General features: G+C 51.5%; 21 protein-coding genes. 15 read left to right on the top strand and 6 right to left on the bottom strand.

From position 1 onward, the window contains the following. Window positions 1-255 carry a MoaD/ThiS family protein gene (locus tag MWU63_RS19145; RefSeq protein WP_247079551.1) on the top strand — a complete coding sequence of 85 codons (255 nt, stop codon included), beginning with the start codon at window positions 1-3 and terminating at the stop codon, window positions 253-255. A 194-nt stretch (window positions 256-449) separates the two neighbouring features. Here MWU63_RS19145 and MWU63_RS19140 read toward each other — a convergent pair whose 3' ends face one another. Both MWU63_RS19140 and MWU63_RS19135 read right to left on the bottom strand, forming a co-directional pair. Continuing rightward, window positions 450-1,217, bottom strand: a complete 768-nt coding sequence (locus tag MWU63_RS19140) for a glucose 1-dehydrogenase (protein ID WP_247079548.1) — start codon at window positions 1,215-1,217, stop codon at window positions 450-452. Between the two features lie 638 nt (window positions 1,218-1,855). Further along, the gene (locus tag MWU63_RS19135; protein WP_281496611.1) at window positions 1,856-2,797 is read right to left on the bottom strand and encodes a LysR substrate-binding domain-containing protein; all 942 of its coding nucleotides are present in this window, start codon (window positions 2,795-2,797) and stop codon (window positions 1,856-1,858) included. Between the two features lie 510 nt (window positions 2,798-3,307). Here MWU63_RS19135 and MWU63_RS19130 point away from each other — a divergent pair. Next, window positions 3,308-4,858 carry a trimethylamine methyltransferase family protein gene (locus MWU63_RS19130; protein WP_247079544.1) on the top strand — a complete coding sequence of 517 codons (1,551 nt, stop codon included), beginning with the start codon at window positions 3,308-3,310 and terminating at the stop codon, window positions 4,856-4,858. Window positions 4,859-5,122: 264 nt separating this feature from the next. Here MWU63_RS19130 and MWU63_RS19125 read toward each other — a convergent pair whose 3' ends face one another. Then, on the bottom strand, window positions 5,123-6,814 hold the full coding sequence (locus MWU63_RS19125; protein WP_247079542.1) for a choline dehydrogenase: 1,692 nt from the start codon (window positions 6,812-6,814) through the stop codon (window positions 5,123-5,125). Window positions 6,815-7,549: 735 nt separating this feature from the next. On the opposite strand from MWU63_RS19125, the gene MWU63_RS19120 reads away from it, so the two are divergent. Further along, window positions 7,550-8,098, top strand: coding sequence for a hypothetical protein (locus tag MWU63_RS19120; RefSeq protein WP_247079540.1), 549 nt, complete (start codon window positions 7,550-7,552; stop codon window positions 8,096-8,098). Between the two features lie 79 nt (window positions 8,099-8,177). Here MWU63_RS19120 and MWU63_RS19115 read toward each other — a convergent pair whose 3' ends face one another. After that, complete coding sequence (locus MWU63_RS19115; RefSeq protein WP_247079538.1) at window positions 8,178-9,398, bottom strand: PLP-dependent aminotransferase family protein; 1,221 nt, start codon at window positions 9,396-9,398, stop codon at window positions 8,178-8,180. Window positions 9,399-9,872: 474 nt separating this feature from the next. Between MWU63_RS19115 and MWU63_RS19110 the strand changes: the two genes are divergently transcribed. The 6 genes from MWU63_RS19110 (at window position 9,873) to MWU63_RS19085 (ending at window position 15,228) form a co-directional block, all read left to right on the top strand. Next, window positions 9,873-10,973 carry an integrase family protein gene (locus tag MWU63_RS19110; RefSeq protein WP_247079536.1) on the top strand — a complete coding sequence of 367 codons (1,101 nt, stop codon included), beginning with the start codon at window positions 9,873-9,875 and terminating at the stop codon, window positions 10,971-10,973. Between the two features lie 47 nt (window positions 10,974-11,020). After that, window positions 11,021-11,752, top strand: a complete 732-nt coding sequence (locus MWU63_RS19105; protein ID WP_247079534.1) for a hypothetical protein — start codon at window positions 11,021-11,023, stop codon at window positions 11,750-11,752. A 72-nt stretch (window positions 11,753-11,824) separates the two neighbouring features. Then, window positions 11,825-12,028 carry a helix-turn-helix domain-containing protein gene (locus MWU63_RS19100; protein WP_247079532.1) on the top strand — a complete coding sequence of 68 codons (204 nt, stop codon included), beginning with the start codon at window positions 11,825-11,827 and terminating at the stop codon, window positions 12,026-12,028. A gap of 70 nt (window positions 12,029-12,098) precedes the next feature. Then, on the top strand, window positions 12,099-12,701 hold the full coding sequence (locus MWU63_RS19095) for a helix-turn-helix domain-containing protein (protein ID WP_247079530.1): 603 nt from the start codon (window positions 12,099-12,101) through the stop codon (window positions 12,699-12,701). 458 nt (window positions 12,702-13,159) lie between these two features. Next, window positions 13,160-14,113, top strand: a complete 954-nt coding sequence (locus MWU63_RS19090) for a LuxR C-terminal-related transcriptional regulator (RefSeq protein WP_247079529.1) — start codon at window positions 13,160-13,162, stop codon at window positions 14,111-14,113. 122 nt (window positions 14,114-14,235) lie between these two features. Next, complete coding sequence (locus MWU63_RS19085) at window positions 14,236-15,228, top strand: MBL fold metallo-hydrolase (protein WP_247079527.1); 993 nt, start codon at window positions 14,236-14,238, stop codon at window positions 15,226-15,228. Between the two features lie 458 nt (window positions 15,229-15,686). Here the strand turns inward: MWU63_RS19085 and MWU63_RS19080 are convergent, their stop codons facing one another. Next, the gene (locus tag MWU63_RS19080) at window positions 15,687-16,406 is read right to left on the bottom strand and encodes a GntR family transcriptional regulator (protein WP_348646255.1); all 720 of its coding nucleotides are present in this window, start codon (window positions 16,404-16,406) and stop codon (window positions 15,687-15,689) included. Between the two features lie 231 nt (window positions 16,407-16,637). Here MWU63_RS19080 and MWU63_RS19075 point away from each other — a divergent pair, with 231 nt between their 5' ends. From MWU63_RS19075 to MWU63_RS19050, 6 genes are all read left to right on the top strand, one after another. After that, entirely contained in the window at window positions 16,638-17,825 is a 1,188-nt protein-coding gene (locus tag MWU63_RS19075) for an ABC transporter substrate-binding protein (protein WP_247079522.1), read from the top strand. A gap of 89 nt (window positions 17,826-17,914) precedes the next feature. Then, window positions 17,915-18,784 (top strand): branched-chain amino acid ABC transporter permease, encoded by an 870-nt coding sequence (locus MWU63_RS19070; protein ID WP_247079520.1) that lies wholly within the window; start codon window positions 17,915-17,917, stop codon window positions 18,782-18,784. Between the two features lie 4 nt (window positions 18,785-18,788). Further along, window positions 18,789-19,769 carry a branched-chain amino acid ABC transporter permease gene (locus MWU63_RS19065; RefSeq protein WP_247079518.1) on the top strand — a complete coding sequence of 327 codons (981 nt, stop codon included), beginning with the start codon at window positions 18,789-18,791 and terminating at the stop codon, window positions 19,767-19,769. Then, entirely contained in the window at window positions 19,766-20,548 is a 783-nt protein-coding gene (locus MWU63_RS19060) for an ABC transporter ATP-binding protein (protein ID WP_247079515.1), read from the top strand. The genes MWU63_RS19065 and MWU63_RS19060 overlap by 4 nt, the downstream gene beginning before the upstream one ends. Before the next feature lie 3 nt (window positions 20,549-20,551). After that, complete coding sequence (locus MWU63_RS19055) at window positions 20,552-21,274, top strand: ABC transporter ATP-binding protein (protein WP_247079513.1); 723 nt, start codon at window positions 20,552-20,554, stop codon at window positions 21,272-21,274. A gap of 6 nt (window positions 21,275-21,280) precedes the next feature. Continuing rightward, window positions 21,281-21,964, top strand: coding sequence for an aspartate/glutamate racemase family protein (locus tag MWU63_RS19050; RefSeq protein WP_247079512.1), 684 nt, complete (start codon window positions 21,281-21,283; stop codon window positions 21,962-21,964). 500 nt (window positions 21,965-22,464) lie between these two features. On the opposite strand, the gene MWU63_RS19045 is transcribed toward MWU63_RS19050, so the two are convergent. Further along, entirely contained in the window at window positions 22,465-23,484 is a 1,020-nt protein-coding gene (locus tag MWU63_RS19045) for an IS110 family transposase (RefSeq protein ID WP_247079604.1), read from the bottom strand. Between the last annotated feature and the right edge of the window lie 192 nt (window positions 23,485-23,676).

The raw sequence follows: 23,676 nt of genomic DNA, 5'->3' as shown, positions 1-23,676 counted from the left end.
GTGCCGAAAGTTCAGATAATGGTATCAACAGTGCTCGCCAATCTCCTTCCAGACGGCGAAAATGGCAAAATATCTGGGTTAGATTTGCCTGAAGGCGCATCCATTTTTGATGTTCTCCAGCGGTTGAATTTTACAGAAATTCAAAAATATCTAGTTACTCTTAATGGCCAGATGCTTGTCGGCCTCGAGCGTGACCAAGCACTGGTCCGAGAAGGTGACGTGATCGGTGTATTCCCTCCACTCAAAGGCGGCTAGCAGGCGCTGGTAGATTGGACCGGCTTGGCTGTCCGCAGTCATGTAAAGTTGGGCATAATAACGGCTTGGGTATGTAGAGACTAGTTCGCATTGGTCTGACACCACCAGCCAGACCGTTGCAACTAGGCGGAGTCCATATACGTCCACAATGACACCACTCTTGGGTCCAATGGAAGAGTTCCTCAAACGAACTTCTATTTTATCGAATAACCACCATCCACGATCAACGATGCACCCGTTACGAAATCCGACGCGCTGCTGGCAAGAAATACTACCGGACCGGCTAAGTCCCCGGGTTCACCCCAGCGCCCGGCTGGTGTGCGTTCACGGATCAGTTTCTCCTGATCGGGAAACTTCTTCAGATATGATTGTGTTAGGTCTGTGTATAACCAGCCGGGCAGTATCGAATTTACTTGGATATTGTCTTTCGCCCAGGCTATGGCGCACACTTTTGTGAACTGGACGATGCCGCCTTTGCTGGGAGCGTATGCAGTGTCGTATTCGCCGCCGAAGATCGACATCATCGAAGCAATATTAATAAGCTTCCCACCTCCGCTTGCGAGAAAATACGGGTAGGCTTCGCGCGCGACCATGAATGGACCTTTAAGGTTCACATCCATCACACGATCCCATTCCTCGTCTGGGGTATCCTCTGGTCTAAAACGACAGGATGTGCCGGAATTGTTGACGACAATGTCGACCCTACCCAGCTGTTTGACAACCTGAGCAAATGCGCTTTTGACCGAAACAGGATCTGCTACGTCACACCTGACACCGATAGCGAGACCACCATTCGCGCTGATCTTCTCGATGGCATCAGCATTCTTTTTTTCATCTCGTGCAGCGATTACTATATTGGCGCCAGCGTTGGCTAGCCCCTCGGCCATGCCAAGGCCCAGCCCACGGTTACCGCCGGTCACAAACGCTACTTTTTCGTTAAGGTTGAATGTATTGTTAGTCATCTCGTTTTCCATAAACATTTCTTAATTGACGGGTAACTGTTTTGGACCTTTTGCTTAGCTCCTATGCAGTTTAATACAAGATCACATATTTCTGTGTGTTTCGCACATGGGGAAATCTCATGGCCGATCATGAGAAAGATGAATGCGTGTGTCACCTTGATAACCGTGACAGCCCACTTTCTGGATCTTCTATAAGATTATTCATGTACTCCAGTTCAACGTGCAGCCGGATAGTTGGATCGGAAAGTGACCATCCTGCCGAATTCGGATTTCCTGGGGCTCGGTCTAGACCTTTCGCGGTTTTGTTCCGCTTCTTTGATAGCATAATTTGCACTAAAGGAGATGACGTATGAGACGAACAAGGACGGATGAATTTCGCAATGATCCGGCGCGTCTTACGTCTGATCTCTTTTACGTGTTTGTCAGCCGAACCATTTGGCCCTGTCTTCGTTCTCATCTCGTATCCCTTCAAGGATTACGAGGAGCCAAAAACCCTCAATTAGCAGAAAACCTCGATCTGTCTCAAAGGCTATGGCGGGTTACATGACGACAGACACTCAGATTGTTTTATCCATTGAAATAAGGCAAACCACACCTAAAGTCGGTATCGCATTCAAGTTCGCGTACTCATTTTAGCTTTATGGTCGCAATTCCATTGTGCCTTTGAGTTCTGTTCTGAGCCAAGAGCAGAATTCCGTAACATCAGTGCGTTCCAACCGGTTTTTGGGAACGACGAGGTAATGGTGGCGATCCCATGTCTGTTCGATTTTGATAGGGCGAACCAAACTGCCTTCCTTGATAAAATCAGCTACGATGTGGTGCCAGCCAATTGCGACACCAAGGCCTCTTAGTGCAGCTTGAACCGTCATCATATAACTCGAAAAAGTTAAGCCATGCTTTGGTTGAGGCAACTCAAAACCAAAAGACGAGAGAAAGCTTGCCCAGTTCACTGAAGTCTGCCAAGGATAGCCAACAAACGCTGCTTCATCCAAATGTAACAACGTGGCGTCAGCAAGATCAGCCGGCTCGTTCATAGTAGGTCGATCCGTCAGATACTCCGCACTACACACTGGATAAGCCATTTCAGTGAGAACCTTTTCGGAATAGAAGCCGGGATCCGGATGGTATCCCGCTACAATAGATACGTCAAAGTCGTCTATCAACGGATTTGGATTCCGTTCCATTGAAACAATATTGATGTCTATTTCGGGGAAATGACGACGAAACTGGCTCATTCTCGGGATAACATAAAGGCTGGCTTGCGAGGTGAGCATTCCTACAGTAATTTTGCCAGAATCTCGTCTTTGCCTGATATCTTGTGTTACGATGCTAAGATGAGACAATGAAACCGCAACAGCTTCCATTAGGCGACGGCCATCAGGTGTTAAACGCACAGAACGGTTCTGGCGATCGAACAAGCGCGCACCTAGGCTTTCCTCGAGCGATCTGACATGCCTGCTTACAGCGGACTGCGTCAGGCAAAGTTCATCCGCAGCTACTGTGAAATTCTCTAGTCGTGCTGCAGCCTCAAATGCTCGCAAGGTGCCAAGCGGAGGGAGGATCCTACACGGAAACCGCATTTTTTACCTTTGCCTATATTTTAGTATTTATGTTCAGTCTGTTTGACATGCTGAGATCGACAAAAGGCAGGTTAACAATTTTTGCCAAACAATTCAAATTTTTCATGGATACAATTTTGAATTTGCGCAACCTGCACCGTGGCTCCTATTTTTCAGTAGCGCCCCAGCTCCCATTCTCTCCTAATTTTCCCCTCGTTGCAGATGTGCAATATTTTATTTGTTAGTGCCGACGCGAATTCACTTTTAGATATTAAATTATTGTTAAAAATTACTTTTTATGAATATAAGGTGAGTATTATCTCCCAAAATTCCAAGCATATCGTCTGTTGAGCAACTAACATAGAATAGTACATCATCGACAGGGATGTTGCGCTACCGCGCTCAAACAGAATAGCGATCAAATTTCGGAGCCATGAGTATTCCTCATCTGATTGCCTAGCCATTTGGAATTTGTGTTTGCTCGAGTTTTCTCTCAACTTGGCATGTAGCTTTTATTTAGGAGCGAATTGAGTGGTGACGAACGCCGAACATTTTATGCGAGACGCCGGAAATAGACGACGTGGCGGCCGGCAGGGCCGGAAGCGTTCTATCGAGAGTAGCCCTATCTTTCATCGCCCAACACTGGTTCGGAACATTCCGTTTTTAGATTTATTGGATGACGAGGGTGTTGATCAAATTCACGAAATGGCGATGCGGATCATTGAAGAAATCGGAATTGAATTCCGGGATCCGAAGTCTATATCGCTATGGAAAAAGGCAGGAGCTGACGTTGATGGGTGGCGTGTGCGCGCGGGCCGTGAAATGCTCATGGAATTACTCACAACCGCACCACAGGAGTATGTACACCGAGCCCGTAACCCAGAACGTTCAGTAACAGTAGGTGGCGAAAATATGGTTTTTGCGCCAGCTTATGGGATGCCCTTTGTTCGCGATTTGGAGGGTGTGCGTCGCAACGCAACACTGGCAGATTTGGACAATGTCCAGAAGTTGACCCAAATGGCGCGAGCAGTTCACGTTGCAGGCGGCCCGATTGTTGAAATTATGGATGTTCCGATTCCGCACCGACACCTGCATACGAATTTAAGTTCGTTACAATACAGTGACAAGCCCATCATTGGTGCCGTAACGGCCGCATCGCGAGCGGTCGACACTATTAAAATGATGCAGATAGTTTTTAGCGAGTCTTTCGTCGATGAGAACACGGTTACGACCTCACTGATAAACTCGACATCACCATTGGTGTGGGACGCAAATATGTTGCAGTCGCTTCATGTTTATGCGGCCAACAATCAAGCGGTTATCTGCGCACCTTTTTCGATGGCTGGTGCAAGTACACCGGCAAGCCCCGTGGGAACTATGGCGGTAGTAACCGCTGAAAATGTAATGGCTATTGCGCTGACTCAGTTGATTAGACCAGGCACTCCAGCGCTTTTTGGTTGCCCCGCAATGACGGTATCGTTGAGGACGGGTGCTCCAGTATTTGGGTGCCCAGACTCGGCATTGATCCAACTTCTGGCTGGCATGATGGCGCGACGTTACAAGGTGCCACACCGGGCCATAGCCAATTGCGCGACAGCTAAGACAGCCGACATTTACGCTGGCTACGATTCGATGTGGGGCGCGTTTTCTGCGATGTTGGCCGGTGCCAATTGGACTAGCCATGCCGGTGGGGTTGTGGAGAACACAATGACTTTGTGTTTTTCAAAATTGATGCTTGACTACGAACAAATGGACGCCTTCTACCACTTCGTACGCGGGGTCGAGATGGAAAAAATCTCGGATCTGGTGAAAGTCGTCCAAAGTGTGGGACCCGGTGGTCACTATCTAGGGACCGCTCACACGCGCAACAGCAATCTATTCGAACATTTGATGCAAGATACCAAGCCATATGATCAATGGGTTGAGGAAGGCTCTCGTGATGCGGTTGACGTCGCAAATTCTAACGCAATAGAACATCTCGCCCGGTATGTTAAACCACAGCTGGATCAGGGAATAGAAGAGGCACTAGTCGACTTTATTGCAAAACGAACGTCTGAGCTTCCGGCTAACGCCAGCGAATAGGATATTAACACGCCAATTACTTCTCTCGGGGTATGGCGGGCACCTTGGGTGGCGTTTAAAAGATGACTGAAACTATGCGCTTCAATTTCTTGCTTATTGAAGGTTTCTTCCCGTTGCCACTTTATGCGGCGATAGAACCAATGTGCTACGCAAATTACTTGTCTGGGAAGCAGCTATACATTTGGCGCTATCTATCCCAAAACGGGCGGCGGATTCTAGTTCGAAGAAACTTTTGATCAGCGTATCAAGTACAAACGAAATGAACTATGGATTAGTAACTAATCTTTTCGGTATATTTGCCCTCTGTTTTTTGTTGAGTTCAACTGCGCCGAAAGGACGTACATTGGCCCTAGTGGGAGAGCTATTCCTCAAGATCATATCAGCTGCTTTCTCGCCAATCATGATCGTCGGTGCATTCAAGTTCCCACTTGTTATTTCAGGCATGATTGATGAGTCCGCAATCCTCAGTCCAGCAATGCCGTAAACGCGCAATTCAGAATCCACGACGGACTTTGAGGTATTGCCCATAGCGCAAGTGCAGCTAGGATGATAGGCTGTTTCCGCATGTTGGCGTACCCAAGCGTCGATTTCCGCGTCGCTCTGGACAGCTGCACCAGGAAGAATTTCCTCACCACGCCAAATGTCAAATGCAGGTTGGCCAAAAATCTCCCGCGTTAGTCGGATTGCCCTGCGGAAAGTGGCAATATCTTCATCCTCACTAAGGTAGTTGAACATCAGTTTTGGTTTGTCTTTAGGGTTTGCAGAAGCAAGTTTTACTTCCCCTCGACTCAACGGTTTTACTGGGCTTACATGGGCTTGGTAACCGTGTCCGTGTGGTGTCGATGACTGGTCAAACCCCATAGCACCAGCAAGGAAATGATACTGCAAATCCGGTGCTGGAAGTCCATCCTTGCTTCGTATATATGCGTTTGCTTCAAAGTGATTTGTCGCGCCTAGTCCTTTGCGGAACAACAGCCATTGCAGACCAATGGCTGTCTTGGAGAATAAGTTGAAATGCCGGTTGAGAGAAACTGGTTTGGTGCAGGAACTCTGATACCAAACTTCTAGGTGATCTTGTAGGTTGCTACCCACTCCGGGTAAATCACACACTACTTCAATGCCATGAATCATCAGTTGTTTGGCAGGGCCTATACCAGAAAGCATTAAAATTTTGGGCGAATTTATGGGCCCAGCACTCAGGATTACCTCACGCCGAGCAGCTACTCGAATGACCTTCCTTCCTTTAGTATATTCGACACCAACCGCCTTCCCTTTCTCAATTAAAACTCGATGACAAAGCGCATTCGTTTCTAACTTAAAATTAGTGTTATTAAGGGCAGGCTTTAGATATGCATTGGCGGTTGATGACCGGACGCCATTACGAACCGTCATGTCCATTTTCCCAAATCCGTCCTGCTGATATCCGTTCACATCATCCGATTGAAGATATCCAGCATCAACACCAGCCTGAATAAAAGCGCGGTACAGAGGATTTTTCATATTACGGCCGTTGCAAGTGTGGATCGGGCCGCTCCCTCCGCGATAGTCATCTTCGCCATAGGCACATGTTTCGGCACGCCGAAAATAAGGCAAGCATTCCTGATAAGACCATCCCTTAGCACCTAGCTCCACCCATCTGTCAAAATCACCAGGATTGCCACGAACATAGCACATCCCGTTGATAGAGGAGCTTCCACCGATTACTTTGCCACGCGCCTGATGAATACTTCGATTATTTAGACCGGGATCCGGTTCGGTGTAAAAACCCCAATCAAAACGTGACTTCGTCATTGGTAGGTAGCACGCACCGGGCATTTGGATGATAACGCTATTATCTTTTCCCCCATACTCCAGCGCCAATACTTTGTGCTTGCCAGACGATGACAAACGAGCAGCAAGAACGGCGCCTGCTGAACCTGTGCCCACGACGATGTAGTCAAACTCTTCGTTGTTCATTGACCTAACCTCGTTGGTAACCAATAGCGAAAAAATCGTGTAAAAAACGGGGCGTATCAAAGGGTACGTCTGATGCCCTTTTAAACACAAGCTCGCATTTATCGGCGTATTTCATGAAAAATTATCATGTAAGAAAGGCTAGCCAGAATCGCAAGTAAAGCTAGAGTGTTGCCACGTTGTCAGGACTGTCTGACGTCAGCGCCTATCTGTCCAAATAGCGTTATTTGATAAGAGAGTGTTTTTGGCTCATCGCAAGCACTGAGGAATGGAAGGAGAGACAGACAAGCGGAACTGGACGTAAGACGTCAGAAAAGATCGTCAATGACATTCAGCGAGCGACGCGCAAGCAAGCCTTAGCGGAAGGATGCAACCAGCTCATCTGCGGGACCGGGTGCTTGCGCACCGGACTCGGCCAACGCGCCTGCGAGAAGGATTGTCCGCCGCTATCTTCTGATCGGGAAAAGTGCCTTCAATGTCAAGAAGGGGCTCTAAGCAGCCGTCCGCTATGCTGCTACTTAAGGGCTGCTGTGCGGGACTTTGCTGCCGTTCGCCGCGCTTAGGACGAAGGTCGGCTTTCGTTAGTTACTAACCTGCCCTCTACCGGACTCGACCCCTTCAATACGGTTATCCGGGAATTGAAGAGGGCGTTAAGTTGATTGAGATCATGGAAATCCAAACCAAAAGACTTGCGTTCTAAAAACACGTCGCCCAAAATACTGATGGAGGATGCCCGCAATGACTAACCCTATTATTGACGAATTCGTTGAACGAGCCCGTACAGCTGCCGCATCCGACACCTCCACATCTGCGATCCGCGAATTGCTTAAGGGAAGTCTATCGGAGTCCGACGCCATGGCGGATGCGATTGCATCACTGGAAGATGACGAAGTCATGGTCTTCGAGGACGAGACCTGCTCGATCTGGACTTGCCGCTATGATTCAGACGTGGTTTTAGCACCGCATGAGCACTGCATGTCTGTGCATATCGCCGTCTATCGTGGCGCCGAAGTCGAGGTGCTTTACAAACGCGAGCCGGGCCGGCTGAAGCATGGTGGAAACAAACTGGTTTCAGCAGGTGAGGTGGTCAGCCTTGGGCCTGATGCGATCCATGCGATAACGGCGGATGGGAGCGGGCAAAGCCACGCGATCCACATCTACGAAGGTCCGCTCACTGAGGTGAAACGGTCACTATTTGACTGGAACAGCGGCGAGGAAGTCGACTTCACCATGGAAAATTTCCATGCGATGCGGCGACTGAAGTCGAACATGAAAGAGTTCCAATAAAAGCCCCTTAAGACAGTTGGTATTGAACAACCGCGCACAATATTTGTTAATTTCGACGGGCCAAGGACGGGCCAGATTTCTATTCGCGCTCGACGTTCCCACTTCTGACCGGCACGCCAAATTCCTCGAAGCAGATTTGCGCTAACTTGGCAACTCCTTCGCGAATGTTCTCATTTGTCGGATGCCCAAAGCAGAGGCGCATGCGGTGTTTATTGTCCGCACCTTCGACTGTCCATAGAGCCCCGGGATTGATCTCTACGCCCTGACCTAAGGCCACAGTATACAACCGATTGGTATCAACAGATTTCGGAAAAGTGACCCACAGGTAGATACCGCCAATCGGCTTTCTATATTCGACATCTGCGCCAAAGTACTCGTCAAGAGATGCACAAAGCGTATTGGCCTTTTCTCTCAACATGTGGAGCAAGCCCTCGACATGATTGTCAAAATTCCTCGGCAGGAACTCGGCCAGCACTATCTGTTCCAACGCACCACTGCCCGCATCGGTTTTTAACGGCAGGATATGACCCATCAACGGCCACGGCGCGACGAGATAACCTACACGCAAAGCGGGTGCGATTGTTTTGGAGAACGTGCCACAGTAAATTACTCGATGCTCGTCATCCAGAGCATGAATCGCGGGTGGACGATCCCCTGAAAAAACTAGGTCAGCGTAACAATCGTCTTCAAATATGGGAACATCGTATCGCTTGGCCAGCGCCAGCATTTCCAGACGCCGTTCAAGCGGCATAACGGAGCCTGTCGGATTTTGGACGGTAGGAATGGTAAATATGTACTTCGGTTTGCGGCCTTGGGCGGTAAGGTCTGACAGTGCTTGCTCAAGTGCGTCCATGCGCATCCCGTCGTTGTCGAGTTCAATGCCAACATACGAGACACCCAACGCATCCAGCTTTGTCAGGGTCCCCGCGTAATTTGCTGCCTCTACCAAGACCACATCGCCGTTGTTCAGAAGAGTTTTATTGACCAGATCCATAGCTTGGAGCGACCCGGTAGTCAGCAAGACCTCGCTTGGATCAACCGACATTCCGGCGCGTCGTTTAAGTTGTTTGCAGATGATGTCCCGCAGCGGCAGGTGACCTTGCGGGCCGCTGTCCATACCATATTTCCCCATGGCGTGACCCAGATTTCGGATCACGTCACCAACAGCATCCGCAAGAGCCTCGGTCGGGACAGTTGGTTCATCAATATTGCCGCCGACAAAATGGAAAGGCGGATAGCCTGAAAACGGCTTTGCATCGCCTTTGGCAGCAGCTGACAGAATGGTGCTGAATTCAAACATACTTGAGACGCCTTTTCGATTTGGGAATCTTTTGGGGTACTATGTCAGCAAGTTAGAAAGAGCGCGACTCCCTCAAAATGCTAAGTCTGTTCGCAAAACCGCCATTGGCGTAATTCGCAGCGAAAGATCGGTTTCCGCCCCTGACCGACGAACGCTGCGTTTTGGTCCAACGTCAAAGAAGGGCAAAAAGCAGCAATGGGAGTTGGGTTAGCAGCTCAGCCACGAGAGGATTTTATTTTCAAAAGCCGATTAATTCACAGGTGCTTATTGACCATGCTGATACAGTGGATTATGCACTGCTGAGCACGAGCGGGCGTTGTGTAGTGGTAAGACCTTAGCCTTCCAAGCAAGTGTTTTATGTTTCCTGATCATTCCTGTTGTTGCCAAGTCATTCAGTTTATGTGATTAATTGGTGTATGGAGTTTCCTGTGAATTCCTCCTGTTTCAATCCATTACCTACAAAAAGCTGACAAAATGCCAAAGCTTACAGAGCACCTCGCAAAGCGCCTTCCACAGTCGAAGACTGGAACAGACAAGCACTGGGATAGCGAGATCAGGGGGCTGGTTCTCTTCGTCGGGAAGAGGTCAAAGACCTGGTATTTCCAGAAAGACGTGGGAGGAAAAACGCAGCGTATCCTGATTGGACGCTATCCAATGATATCCACGCAAATCGCGCGGCAGACAGCGATGGGCCTGGCGCTTGATATGGGGCGCGGGGCAGGGAAGGTGGCCCAGATCGGCGCTCCCCGTTTGGAAGCGGCCATGGAAGCTTACCTGGTTCGCCCCAAGCTCAGGTCGGAAACGCACAAGCAGGGCATGCGACAGCAGTTTGAGCTGCACCTGAAAGACTGGCTCAGGTTGCCACTGGATGAGATCACCAAGCAGATGGTTGTCGAGCGGCACCGATCCTTGTCTGACCGGCCGTCAGCTGCAAACCACGTTCTGAAGTACTTCCGAACGGTCTGGAACCATGCAAGGCGCATGCATGACCTGCCGGAATCTCCGACCATGGCAATTGAATGGTGTGACGAGACCCCCGAAGGGCGGATCATCGAGAACCTGAAGGAATGGCGTTCAACGGTTGATCGGCTGGAAAATCCATTGCACCGGGTCTTCTACGAACTGTCGCTCTTCACGGGTTTGAGAAAGACCGAAGTTCTGACGCTTCAATGGGATCAGGTTTTTGAGGATCGCATTCACCTGCCGATGACGAAGAATGGTCGCAGTTTCGATCTGCCTATCCTTCAGGTTCATCATGAAATCCTGGCGCCACTTAAGAATCTCAGCCGAACCTGGGTGTTCCCATCACCCAAATCCGCATCCGGCAGGGTTCATGCCCCGAAAAGGTTCAAGTGGTCTCCGCATGCCCACAGGCGCACCTTCGCGACCGTTGCGATGGAGGCAGGGGTCCTTGAAGAGGTTGTCGGTCGGCTTCTCAACCACACGCCTCTTTCCATCACAGGCCAGAGATATGTGAAGCCATCACTTGACGCGCTTCGGCCATCGATGGAGGTTGTTTGCGGGGAATTGGAGAACCGGACAAAAAATCTTGAAAATCGTGATGCTCTTGTTTGATTGCTTTAATTGAAGCTGATCTATCTGTCGTTTAGATTTAAAGGAAAATGGCGCTGGAAAATTTTTTCGATGAGAGTGACGAACTTCACCACAAAAAGTTCTTTCAAGAGTTGGAAAACACACTAGAGCACCACTTTTCACAGTGTGGAAAGTTCGATTGCGGGATAATGGCGCACTATCTCTGCTATGATCAAGTACATGGAATTCCGGAGATTTGGTCCGTCCCTAAAGTCCAGAAGAATCTTGAAAAGGTTAAGTTCCGTCTGAAAGAAGTGGCAACCATATTCGAGGAATTGCCGTGGTCGGTCTACGATGAAATGCGCTTGAATGCGCTGAAAAGAATGGAATTGTTCACGCCGCCCGGTGAGAACGAGCCAAAGGAATACTACGGTGAGCAACTTGAGAAGAGAAAGGCTATGCTGAATCTCGCTAAAAGATTGATCCCGTATTCGCCTTCTTACAGAGCCTTTTCAGCGTTCTCAGAGTTTTTTGCGGTGATCGACGACTTCTACCCAAGTATCGACGCCGCAATGGAAAAAGCAGAAGACGGTAGCCCGCTTGGGAAAAAGGACATTGAAGCGTGGCGGCTGGTGGATTCTTGTGCCAAGATGTGCGAGGTTCGCAATCCAAACACGATACCTGTTCCCAAACACATGAATTCTGCCGGACCGTTTTACAGGTTGTTGGCCGATCTGTTTCCACTGTTCGGATTGGAAACTTCGCCAGAAACGGCTTTCAGAGGTTGGAGAAAGCATGTGGGTAATGGAGATGAAAAATAGTTCAGCACTGCCCATGACCCATACCCATTTGTGGGCATCAATGTTCCAGACGTTACCTAGTGGAGCAGAACGATGCAGGCAGAATACCTTACCGCCCAAGAAGCGGCGCAATACACCGGGATAAGTGAAAGCTACTTGGCCAAGCTTCGGATGGGCACCCATTCCATAACTGGCCCACGGTTCGTGAGAATTGGACTAAGGGCAATTCGCTCCGAGCGCTCCGAGCTTGATAGCTGGATGGAAGATCGATCCACTAATCTGGGCGAGGGTTGGTAAGATGACGAAGCGAGGATCCTGGAATAAACTTCGCTTCTGCTGGAAGAACCAACTTCTCAAGACGCGTTCAATGTCGCGTGGAGCCAAACAGATGGGTGTCGTTCTTTGTGACATTTACGTCGACAAGGATACCGGGAAATGTTGGCCGGGAAACGAAGAGCTTTCGAGGTGCTTGGCGGCGTCGGTTCGTTCTGTCCAGCGACATGTCAACGAACTCATTGAGGCAGGCTGGATTCAGAATGTTCGTATCCCAAGAAGACGACGGGGTTTGCAGTTGGATTTCCCATTGTCGCTAAGGCACTACAAGCATGACAAAACTGTCGTTAACAAGATGCCAAAAGTGTCGCCTCAACATGACAAAACTGGCGCTCCCTATATAAAGAAAGAACCAAGTAAGAACCAAAGACGCGACAAGCGTGTTGAAAATATCGGTTCAAATGTCCTTGTGGAATGCACTCGAAGGTATGCGGTTGATACGTGGAAACGTTGGCTGAAATTTAACACCGAGCTTGACGTGGAGATGGTGTTCAATTTGCTTAGAATAGGTGACGCGTATTGTCTCCCTGAGGCACATCCCATCAACAACCTGGATGAGCAAAACCGCTACTACGATTTCTTTCACTCGGTTGTACTGTCAAATGGTGAATGTCTTTTGCAGCAGGGGCCAGCATGACGGGTCAAAACAAGATGCGTAGATCCATAGCAATGGTGTGCCGAACCTCTTCGACCCGAGAAGCAGGCAAAGTGGGTTTCGATTGCTGGTTGCAAAATGGAAAGCCGCAATCTGAAGGGGGGGGTATCGAAAAATAAAAAGCCCCCCTTTGGGTACCGGCGCGGGTAGCTCAGTTTACACGAACGCCGATTTGAGGAAAAAAGCCCATTCTTGAAATTCATCGAATATCTAAGGTAGATTGTCAGTTTCGAGCTAAACCGGTCGTTCGGGTTAAGAGCGGCGAACTACCGCTACGAGCCCAGAGTAACGGATGCTGCGAAATGCACCAACGATTGGTATGCATCAATAAAACTACCTTCTGCGCTGGCTGACGGTTTCGATTGGAAGAGCGCTTGCCCGCAGATGTCTTTCGACCCTATTGTTGCTGAAATTCAGCTTTAACGGTCAAAAGGACGTCATTGAAACCGCAGATTCCAAAAAAGACCGTAGAGAAATGGCAACGTATCGTTGACCTGATCGCGCGTGTTGCCGAAGTGCCAGCCAGTCTGGTTATGCGCACTGATGCGCCCTACCATTCGGTTTTTGTCACCAGCCGAAGTGAAAACAACCCCTATCAGGTTGGCTGCCAGTTCACGTTAAACGAAAAACTGTATTGCTATGGGGTTCTGCAAAATGACGGGGAGCTGTTCGTCGAGGACGCTACCTGTGATCCTGTCTGGTCAGATAATGACGATATGGAAAACGGTATGACCTTCTATATCGGCTACCCTCTGAAATGGCCGGACGGTGCGATTTTCGGAACAATCTGCGTGCTTGATTCACGGCGCAACCGGCGCGCGACATTGTTCCGGGAAGGGTTGAAGGAATTTGCCGGCGTGATTGAGGCCGATCTTGAATTGTTCATAGAGATAAACCGGCGGATCGAGTTGGAAGCCGAGTTACAGACCACTTTGGACGAGCTTGAACTTCGTGTCGCGGACCGCACGGCGGATCTGGAAGAGGCTAATACCGCGCTTCGGGTGTTGCTGGGCAGTGTCGAAAAGGCGCGCGAGGAATACGATCTCACGCTACTGCGCCAGATCAAAGGGCTGGTGATGCCGCATCTGGCAAAACTTCGCATTCGGCTGAAAGACGATCCAACTGGATGTGCCTATCTGGATTTGGTCGAAGACCAGCTGAAGTCGATCACCGCAAACGTGAGCAGGAATTTGATGACAGTGATGGAAAAGCTGACCCCGGTCGAGCGCGAGATAGCCCAAATGATCATGCACGGGCAGTCCACAAAGGAAATAGCGCGCATCCTATCGCGTGGGCGCAGCACGGTCGAATTTCACCGCAATAACATTCGGTCCAAGCTGGACCTAAGACATAGCGGAAAAAATCTGCGCAGTTTGCTACTATCTCTCCACTAAAACATGGGGAAGTTCCCCATGTTTTGCCAGTATTATTCTAATACATGGCCGACCAACGTTCGTCGCTATCATTGTGTCATCTGGAACCAAATCCAGGTCTTTGAACAACAGGGATGACAATCATGGACAGAGATAATCTCAACTTAGAACCTACGCTCATTAATGGTGAAAAGGATGAATTGGCCAACGGCATTTCACGCCGCTCCTTCTTTATGGCAGCGGGGGCTGCGGGTGTTGGTGGGGCTGCCAGCCTGCTGAGCGGTGCATCTGCACAGGCCCAGTCGACCGACTGGACGCAGCCTGGCAACAACAACGGAGTGATTGAGTTACAGAAAACCACCGGATCAGCCATTTCGGGCGCAGTGGGTATCGACTTCTATGGCCACTGCGCGATCAAGATCACATCGCCGGGTGGCGCGACGCTTATGTTTGACCCTTGGCGCGACGACCCCTCCGGCGCCTGGGGGCTTTGGTTCAAGAACGAATTTCCCGAAACGCCGGTCGATATCTGCCTGTCGACACATACCCATTTTGATCATGACGCCATTCACCGCCCGATTTCGACCATGGTGCTGGACCGCATGGTTGGAAACTTTGAATTCGCCGATATCAAAATCACCGGGTTTGCTGACAAACATGTCTGCCGCGCACCTGGCTGGTACAACTGGACAAATGCGCTGAACGAATTTGGCGTAAAGGCCTGCCCGCCGGAAAATGTAAGCCACATGGATATGGTGGTTTATCTGGTCGAGACAGGCGGCATCCGAACACTGATCTGGGGCGACAACCGGCATAATCCGCCACAGGAATTCTGGGATGCGATCGGACAGGTCGATGTGCTGACACTGCCCGTCGACGGGTCGCAGCACATTCTGGATTACCAGCAAGGCAACGATATCGTCGAGAGGCTCAAGCCCAAGGTCATCATTCCGACTCACTATCTGAGTGAAACAACCAGCTACACGCTCACCACGCTTCAAAACGCTGATGATTGGGTCAAGTCGCAACAAAGCTTCAAGATGCTGGATAGCGCGAGCCTGTCTCTGGAAGCCGGGGATGTCGCCGGTATGGATCGCGAATTCCTCTATTTCGGCAACCATGCCCATACCAGCTGATAGTATGGACCGATGCGGGCGAGGGGTCGCCACGATTCCTTGCCCGCCATCGAACGGGAACTACTTTCGGCGGTTTTGCTGTCGGCTTGTCATCATCGCCAAAAGGCAGTGAGTGACCAACATACCAACAATCATTCTGACGAGTGGAACGAACGCCAGTTTCTTACCCCATAGGCTGTGCAGCAGGAGCATAAGGAGCAGAAGCCGCCATTCGTGCGGTTGCGGCGAAAGAGCGCTCCGTCCCGCTGAGCGAACATACATGTTGAGAGCAGCGAACGGCGACTATGAGCCCAAACTACCAGATGCTGCAACTTGCACAAATGGCCGCAATTCGAGCAAATCGGACTCAGGGGGTTCACAGAAAATTGTGCTGTCTTCGATATACTACGTCTGCAGTCGACAATAGATTCGGTCACATCAAACTGATCTCTTTTACCGCAATTCGCAGTTGACCTCGATCAATCCGAACCAAGAATGGCTGCCAAGTCATCCTGGGGCTCCTGGCGCGCTTCCATATCAAGACCGCTTTGAATGTGAGCAAGATGAGATATGAGTAACTGCTCGGCCAGTTCCGGGTTCTGTGACTGGATCGCCTTCAGGATGCTGCTGTGTTCATCATCTGGGCAACTGGCGTTTTCGGATGATCCGAAGAGACCGACAATGAGTGATGTCCGCGTGACCAACTCGCGCATCATACGGAAGATAAACTTGTTTTCAGTCGCTTGGGCGAGTTTTGTGTGAAACTCACCTGAAAGCCGAATGATTTCGGTGCGCTCTTTTTTCTCGCGGGCCGCATCCTCGAGAGCAATGTGGTCAGTGAGGATCGTCAGATCGATATCACCTGAGTTCTGCGCCAGTTGCCGAACGAGTGGTGGTTCGATCAACATCCGGGCCGCGAACACATCGTTCGCCTCGGACTTGTCGGGACAGGCGACATATGCACCACGATTTGACTGTAGCTCAATGATGCCCTGACTTGAGAGCAGAAGAAGTGCGCGTCGCACCCGCATGCGACCAACACCGAATGTCTCGCAGAGGCGCGCCTCACTCAGTTTGGTATTTGGTGCCAAACGTTGTTCCATGACTGCCTTGTAGATGCGCTCAACAATAGTGTTTTCATCTGATCCCGACTTTGGGTCCGATGTAGCTATACTGCTTTGCTGCGGATTGGATAACACAAGATCACTTTCAAGACTGACGGTTTTTATGGCTTAGGCTGCCTGCAAACTCTTAAACTCCAATTAGAGTAAGGCCAAGCGATGAGGTTTGTCGACCAAAATGACAAATGTGTTGACAAAAATTGTTAACAATCGTGAACTGACAGGGCGGCATGCATGGAGATTCCATCAAACTGCCGGCCAAGAATGGTGCGAAACGCGTCGAAATTGAATTCAACGGGAGTTTGAGACATGCAAAGAAGATCACTTATGAAGGCGGCTTTGACGGCCGTTACAATGACAGTCTTTGGGGCAACTGCTGCCTTCGCAGAGAACCCAGTTCTGAAAATCGGATTTGTTGGCGTGACCAGTGGCCCTGCTGCTGCTTGGGGCATTTCCAACCAACGTTCTATGGAAGCGCGTGCTGCCTGGATCAACGAAACCGGCGGCTACACCATCGGTGATACGACCTATGACATCGAAATCGTGTCATTCGACGACCAAAAAGACCCCAAGCGCGCGATCGCGGGCATGGAGAAAATGGCCCAAGAAGGCATCCACTATGTCGTTGGTCCGAACGTCGATGACGGCGCGGCGGCCGTGCGTCCCGTGGCTGAATCCAACGGGATCATGTATTTCCCTTATGCGTTCCCCAAGTCGCTTTATCAGGCACCAGCCTCTAACGCGGTTCTGGGCATGGTTGCCAACTACCAGTCCGGCCCAGCGATCTACAAATATCTGATGGAAAACGAAGGCGTGAAGACCGTTGCGTTCATCGCAGCCAATGAATCTGATCCTCTCAGCCAGCGTGACGGCGGTGTTGAAGCCGCAACTGCCCTTGGTATGGAAGTCGTATCTTCCAACGTGACATATCAGGTCGATACTACTGACTTCACACCGGTTCTGACGCCCGTCATGCGCTCACGTCCTGATCTGCTGGTGCTGTCCGGTGTATCCCCTGCGAATGCGCCGCAGTTGATTCGCTCTGCGCGCGAGCTGGGCTTCCAAGGCCTTATCTCGACAGAAACTGCACAGGATGCTGGTGTTTTGGCCGAAGGTGCTGGTGATCTGGCAAACGGATTTATCTCTGTCGGTGGCGCGTCCACACCAGAGCTTGCATCGCCAATGATGAATGAATTCGTGCAACGCTACACGGATATGTTCGGCGAGTACAACGACGAGTCCAACACCAAGGTTTATGCATTGGAGTATATCCTCGAAACGCTCAAAGCTGATCCTTCTGCGATCACTGATGTTGATGCGTTCCAAGCGACAATGGACACATTTGAAGCACCAAACCCATACATGAACGGTGACGCAAAGCTGCGTTATGTCGGCATGACATCCTTTGGCCAGCGTCGCCAAGTTGCGGTTCCTCTGGTGGTGAATGTGTATCAGGACGGTGCGTTTGAAACGCTGTTCGTTGCTGAAGTCGACTAAACACGTCCCTTTCTGCTTTTGACCTTTTCCTAAGCAGAACTTCCCCGGGCCGCACGTGGCCCGGGGCTTTTCAAAGAAAGAAAAGCTCCATGGAACAGATACTTGCCAATGGCGTCTATCTGGGGTCCCAGTATGCGATGATCGCGCTTGGTCTGACCCTGATCTTTGCCCTCATGAACGTCCTCAACTTTGCCCACGGCCAGATGTACGTAATTGGCGGTTTCGTGACTTATACCTTCTACGGTCAATGGGGCGTGCCGTTTGTTTTGGCCTTGGTGATGTCTTGCGTCACGCTTGCCATTCTTGGAGCCCTGATTGAGAAATTTCTCTTCGCGCCCGTGATCAAAGGATCAGCCCGCGAAGAAAGTACAATGCTTCTGGCTGCCGGTATCGCCTTCTTCCTCGACGCTGTGATCCTGCTGGTCTTCGGTGAGAAACAGCGCGGTGTTCCAAAAATTGTGGATGGCGTGTTCAACTGGGATTTTAGGATCATTATGCCTTATGACCGCATCCTGATCTGTGTGCTTGCGATCCTGTCGATCGTCGCATTCATCGGCCTAATGCAATATACAAAGACGGGCCGCGCCCTGCGCGCCTTGGCTCAAGATCGTACAGCGGCCCAGTTGATGGGCGTGAATGTAGACCGCTACTCGATGATCGGTTTCGCGCTTGGCGCGATGCTAGCAGGTCTGGTTGGTGGTCTGTTGGTCACGATTACAGGTGTGAACCTTGGTATGGGCGGACCCACATCGATCAAAGCCTTTATGATGGTCATGATCGGTGGCGCGGGTGTGATTTCTGGCGCGATTTGGGGTGGGATCATCCTCGGGTTTATGGAGGCCATTGGCCTCGCGCTGCTCTATCAGTACGGCGATATTACTTATCTGCTGATCTTCGTCTCCTTGATGATCTTTCTCGCCATTAGACCGCAAGGCCTGATGGGCAAGCCGTGGGGTTGATGTGATGCTTGGATTTACCTCAAAACAGCTTTTCGGCGTCGGGATCTTCCTGTTCATGATCTTCATCGGCGTTCCGCTCATCATTGGCGCAACAGGGCGCTGGGACTTTTACTTTACCCTGACATCGGTGGCCCTGCTGGCGATTGCCAGCGCCGGGGTCTGGCTGACTTTTTACATCGGCCGGATCAATATTGGCCAAGGTGCTTTCGCGCTGATCGGTGCCTATGTTTCGGCCATTCTGGTGGTCAAAGCGGGCTGGTCCTTCTGGATCTCGCTGCCTGCGGCGGGCCTCTTCGCGGCAGTGGTGGCGATCCTGATCGGCCTTCCCATCCTGCGTCTTCGCGGCGTGTATTTCGCGATGATCACACTGGTTTTGACCCAAGTTGTCACACTGACAGCCTTGGCGCTGCCCATCACCAACGGGGCAAAAGGCATCTCGAACATCCCGCTACCCTCTGGCATCTCATTGTTCGGCATTCCGATCCTGCCCGACTTTGCCGCGATGGAAAACACCAAGCTGGCCTTCTATTATACCGCCTGCATCATCATGATCTTAACCTATGCAGCACTCTACCGACTGGTGAATTCCCGCCTCGGGCATTTGTGCCGTTCTATGCAACAGAACGAAGAACTCGCCAGCTCTATCGGGGTGAATATATCCTACATTCGCATCGTGATCTTTGCCATCTCCAGCTTTTTCGGCGGACTTGGCGGGGCCATGTTTGGGTCCATCGCGCAGTCGGTCTATCCGTCCAGCTTTCAAGTCGCTGACTCGGTCAACTTCATGCTGAACTGCTTTCTTGGTGGCCTTGGCTATGTCTTTGGCCCGATGCTCGGCACGTTGGTCCTCTACTTTGGCTGGGACTTGTTGTTTGAGTTCGGTAAATACCAGATGCTGATCTATTCAACGATCCTGATCATCATCATCCGCTTCCTTCCCAATGGCCTGCTGAGTATTCGTTTCGGCAAAGGAGGCGACAAATGAGCCCGCTTCTTCAAGTCAAGAACGTCACCAAGAAATACGGTGGTTTGACTGCAAACAATAACATCAGTTTTGACGTGGCCGAGAATGAAATCCTGTCGGTGATCGGACCGAACGGCGCGGGCAAATCCACGCTGTTCAAAATGATCGCGTCCTTTACGCCGACGACCTCTGGCGAAGTCATCTATCAGGGCGAGCGCATTTCGAACCTCAAGCCACATATCGTGGCGCGTAAAGGGGTCGTGCGCACATTTCAGGAAACCACGATTTTCAAAAGCATGACCGTCCGTGAAAGCGTTGTGGTGGCACAACACTTACGCGCCAAGGCCTCGCTCGCGGGATATTTCTGGGGGTCCAAGACGGCCAAGGACGATGTGACCGCCTTTGAGAAATATGCGGACGAGTTGCTGGAATTCCTTAACATGTCTGAGATCAGCAATGAACAGGCCAGCAATCTGCCGCAGGGGAGCCTGCGCGCGCTTGGCATTGCAATCGGCCTCGCGACGGACCCAAAGGTGCTGCTGCTAGACGAGCCCTTCGCAGGTATGAACCACGATGAAACCATGAACATGGTCAATCTTGTTCGTTCGGTACGAGACGAGCGTGGTGTGACGGTCATGCTGGTGGAGCACGATATGCCAGCAGTCATGAATATCTCGAATCGGATTGTGGTGCTCAACTTCGGCGAAAAGATTGCCGAGGGCACGCCATCTGAAATCCAGAACAATGAAAAAGTCATCGAGGCCTATCTGGGCAGCGTCGACGACGAGATCGGGATGTAAACCATGACAGCCATGTTGGATTTTAAAGACGTCGAACTTTACTACGATCATGTTTACGCGCTGAAAGGTGTGTCACTGAACGTGAACCAAGGTGAAACTGTCGCGTTGATCGGGGCCAATGGTGCAGGCAAGTCATCAATATTGCGCGCCATCACTGGTTTGGCCAAGCCGAAAAGCGGTTCTGTGACCTTCGAAGGCGAGCGCGTGGATGGCACCGACCCCTCGGACATCGTCAAACGCGGTATCGCAATGGTGCCCGAAGGCCGCCGCGTGTTTCCGTTCATGTCGGTCAAAGACAACCTGATGATGGGGGCCTTCACACGCAACGACAAAGCCGACATCCAGAACACTTTGGACAACATTCTGACGCGCTTCCCTCGCCTGAAAGAGCGTTACAGTCAGGCCGCCGGAACCCTGTCAGGTGGTGAACAACAGATGATGGTAATTGGCCGCGCGCTCATGGCCAAGCCCAAACTCTTATTGCTCGATGAACCTAGCCTCGGGATTGCACCAAAGTTGGTACAGGACATTGCGCGCTCTATCGTTGCGATCAACCGCGACGAAGGTGTCTCGGTGCTGCTGGTCGAGCAAAACTCACGCATGGCGCTGAGCATTTCACACCGTGCCTACGCCATGGCGACCGGGAACGTCGTGATCGAGGGCAACTCGAAAGAGCTGTTGCACGATGACCGGATTAAGGCCGCCTACCTTGGTGGCGAGGTGTGAGCTGATATGAAAATCCTGGTTATTAACCCGAACACAACCAGTTCCATGACGGATAAGATTGCGATTGCAGCACGAGCTGTTGCCCGCCCGGATACAGAAATTGTAGCCACGAACTCGCAAGATGGACCGGTCAGCATTCAGGGCTTTCTGGACGTCGCCACCTGCATCCCCGGCCTGTTGGCGGAGGTTGCGCGGCACCCGGATGTTGACGCCATCGTCATCGCCTGTTTCGATGACACTGGCGTAGACGCAGTGCGGACGCTGGTCAAGGTGCCCGTCTTGGGCATCGGAGAGGCTGCCTATCACGCAGCCAGTATGATCGCCAACAAGTTCAGCGTCATAACAACACTCTCACGCTCTGTACCGGGTCTGGAAAACAACTTGATGCGTTATGGACTGGCCCAAAAATGCGCGCGCGTTCGCGCAACAGATATTCCCGTCCTGAAACTGGAAGAGGGCGATCCGGCAACATTGTTCAAAATCAAGTCTGAAATCCGCGAATCCATCGCGCATGACAATACAGAAGCAATCGTTCTGGGATGTGCAGGGATGGCGGATCTTATGGCGCAGCTCAGCGAGGAATTTGGTCTTCCAGTTATCGATGGTGTTGCAGCAGGTGTCACCTTTGCAGAAGCGCTCGTGAACAATCATTTGCGCACGTCAAAAATCGGAGCCTATTCGCGCAATTGATTGCGCGGCCGGCAGCATCTGTTTGCATTCTTACCGCTGATAGACTTGACAAAAGATTGGTCGTTATTGCGCCATTACTGACCTTGGCGCAATCGCAGCGAAATGGCGCTTTGTCCTGTGTGGATGGCTCCCTTTTTGCAAGTACAATTTTGTGCTTGGCGTTTTGTCAGAAGCAGTCTTGTGTTCGGCCTCTTAGCGCGACGCACATGGCCGCTGGCCCTTCTGTGGTTGCCGTTCATAATGCAAGAAGTTTCTGTGCCATTTGCGCGTGTGATCGAGTGCGGTCTTCTGTGAGGCCTTGAAGTGCGGCCTGTCTGGAAGCCGCTGGCCGGTATGGTGATCCGCAGATCAGGTCCAAATCTGATGAACGAGCTTAGATTGGCTCGTGGGCCAGCACTGGTTTTCCTGCTCCAGATCTGTTCGATCATTTCGCCCATGCAGGTCGTCGACTTCTCACCCTCCCTTTCACCGACTTTGGTCTGTCGTGCATTGCATCTCTGTTATGCCACGGCAGCCTGCGCCGGATCTCGATAATCCTCATCCTTTGTCAACATGGCCCAGATCGCCCGCGCCATCTTGTTGGCCAAGGCAATCGCCACGAGCATCTTCGGTTTCCTTGCCAGCAGCCGCGCCAACCACGAGTCTTCGGCGATCGATTTGCGACCCAGCCAGTTCAACCGGGACATCGCACCGATGATCAACAACCTGCGGATATCGGCTTGCCCGGCCTTGGAGACGCGCCCCAACCGCTCCTTGCCACCTGAAGAATGCTGTCGGGGGACGAGGCCCAACCAGGCCGCGAAGTCCCTGCCACGCTTGAAGCTCGCCATATCTGGCGCGAAAGCTTCGACCGCCAGCGCGATGATCGGGCCGATCCCGGGCATCGTCTGCAGCCGCCGCGCCATATCCGTCTCGGCCGCCAAAGCCTTGACCCGCTTCGTCTTTGCGTCGATCCGTACCGTCGTCTCTGAGATTTGATCGAGAAGGTCGTGGCATTCCTCACGGACCAGGTCCGGCAGGTCGCAGTTCGGATCATCGAGGATCGCGTCCACGCGTCTGATGTGCCCGATTCCCTGCGGGACCGTGTATCCGAACTCGTATAGATGCGATCGCAACGCGTTCACCAACTCGGTTCGCTGGTGAACCAGCCTCTCCCGGCTCCGGAACAGCACCGCTCGTGCCTGTTGCTCTTTCGACTTCGGCTCGACGAAGCGCATCTCGGGCCGTTGCGCCGCGATCACGATCGCCTCGGCGTCGGCAGCGTCGTTCTTCTGCCGCTTCACGAACGGCTTAACGTATCGCGGCGGGATCAACTTCACCTCGTGGCCCAACCGGGTCATCTCCTGCGCCCAGAAATTGGCGCTGCCGCAGGCCTCCATGGCGACGACAGCCGGGGGCTGCCCGGCCATGAACTTCAGAAACTGCGGCCGCGACAGTTTCTTGCGGAACAACACGTCCCCTGTCATCGACGCTCCATGGATCTGGAAAACATTCTTTGCCAGATCAACCCCAATCATCATATCTTTCGTCACGGTTGCCGTCCTTTCTGTTTCGTTGATGTAACACCACCAACTTGGCACATTGCGATGCCGTCGAGGGAGGGCGGCAACCACCCCATCTGATGGTTTCCACCAACCAAGTCCCATTCCGCACATCGAACAGCAAGCGTTCAGGACAAAGCACGGGGCCTCTTGGTTTTAGGGCTGACAAAG

It is taken from the genome of Pseudohalocynthiibacter sp. F2068, assembly GCF_023015645.1.
Taxonomy (GTDB): domain Bacteria; phylum Pseudomonadota; class Alphaproteobacteria; order Rhodobacterales; family Rhodobacteraceae; genus Pseudohalocynthiibacter; species Pseudohalocynthiibacter aestuariivivens.
Note: the sequence above shows the minus strand (reverse complement) of the source record. Positions and strands in the feature narration are given on the sequence as shown.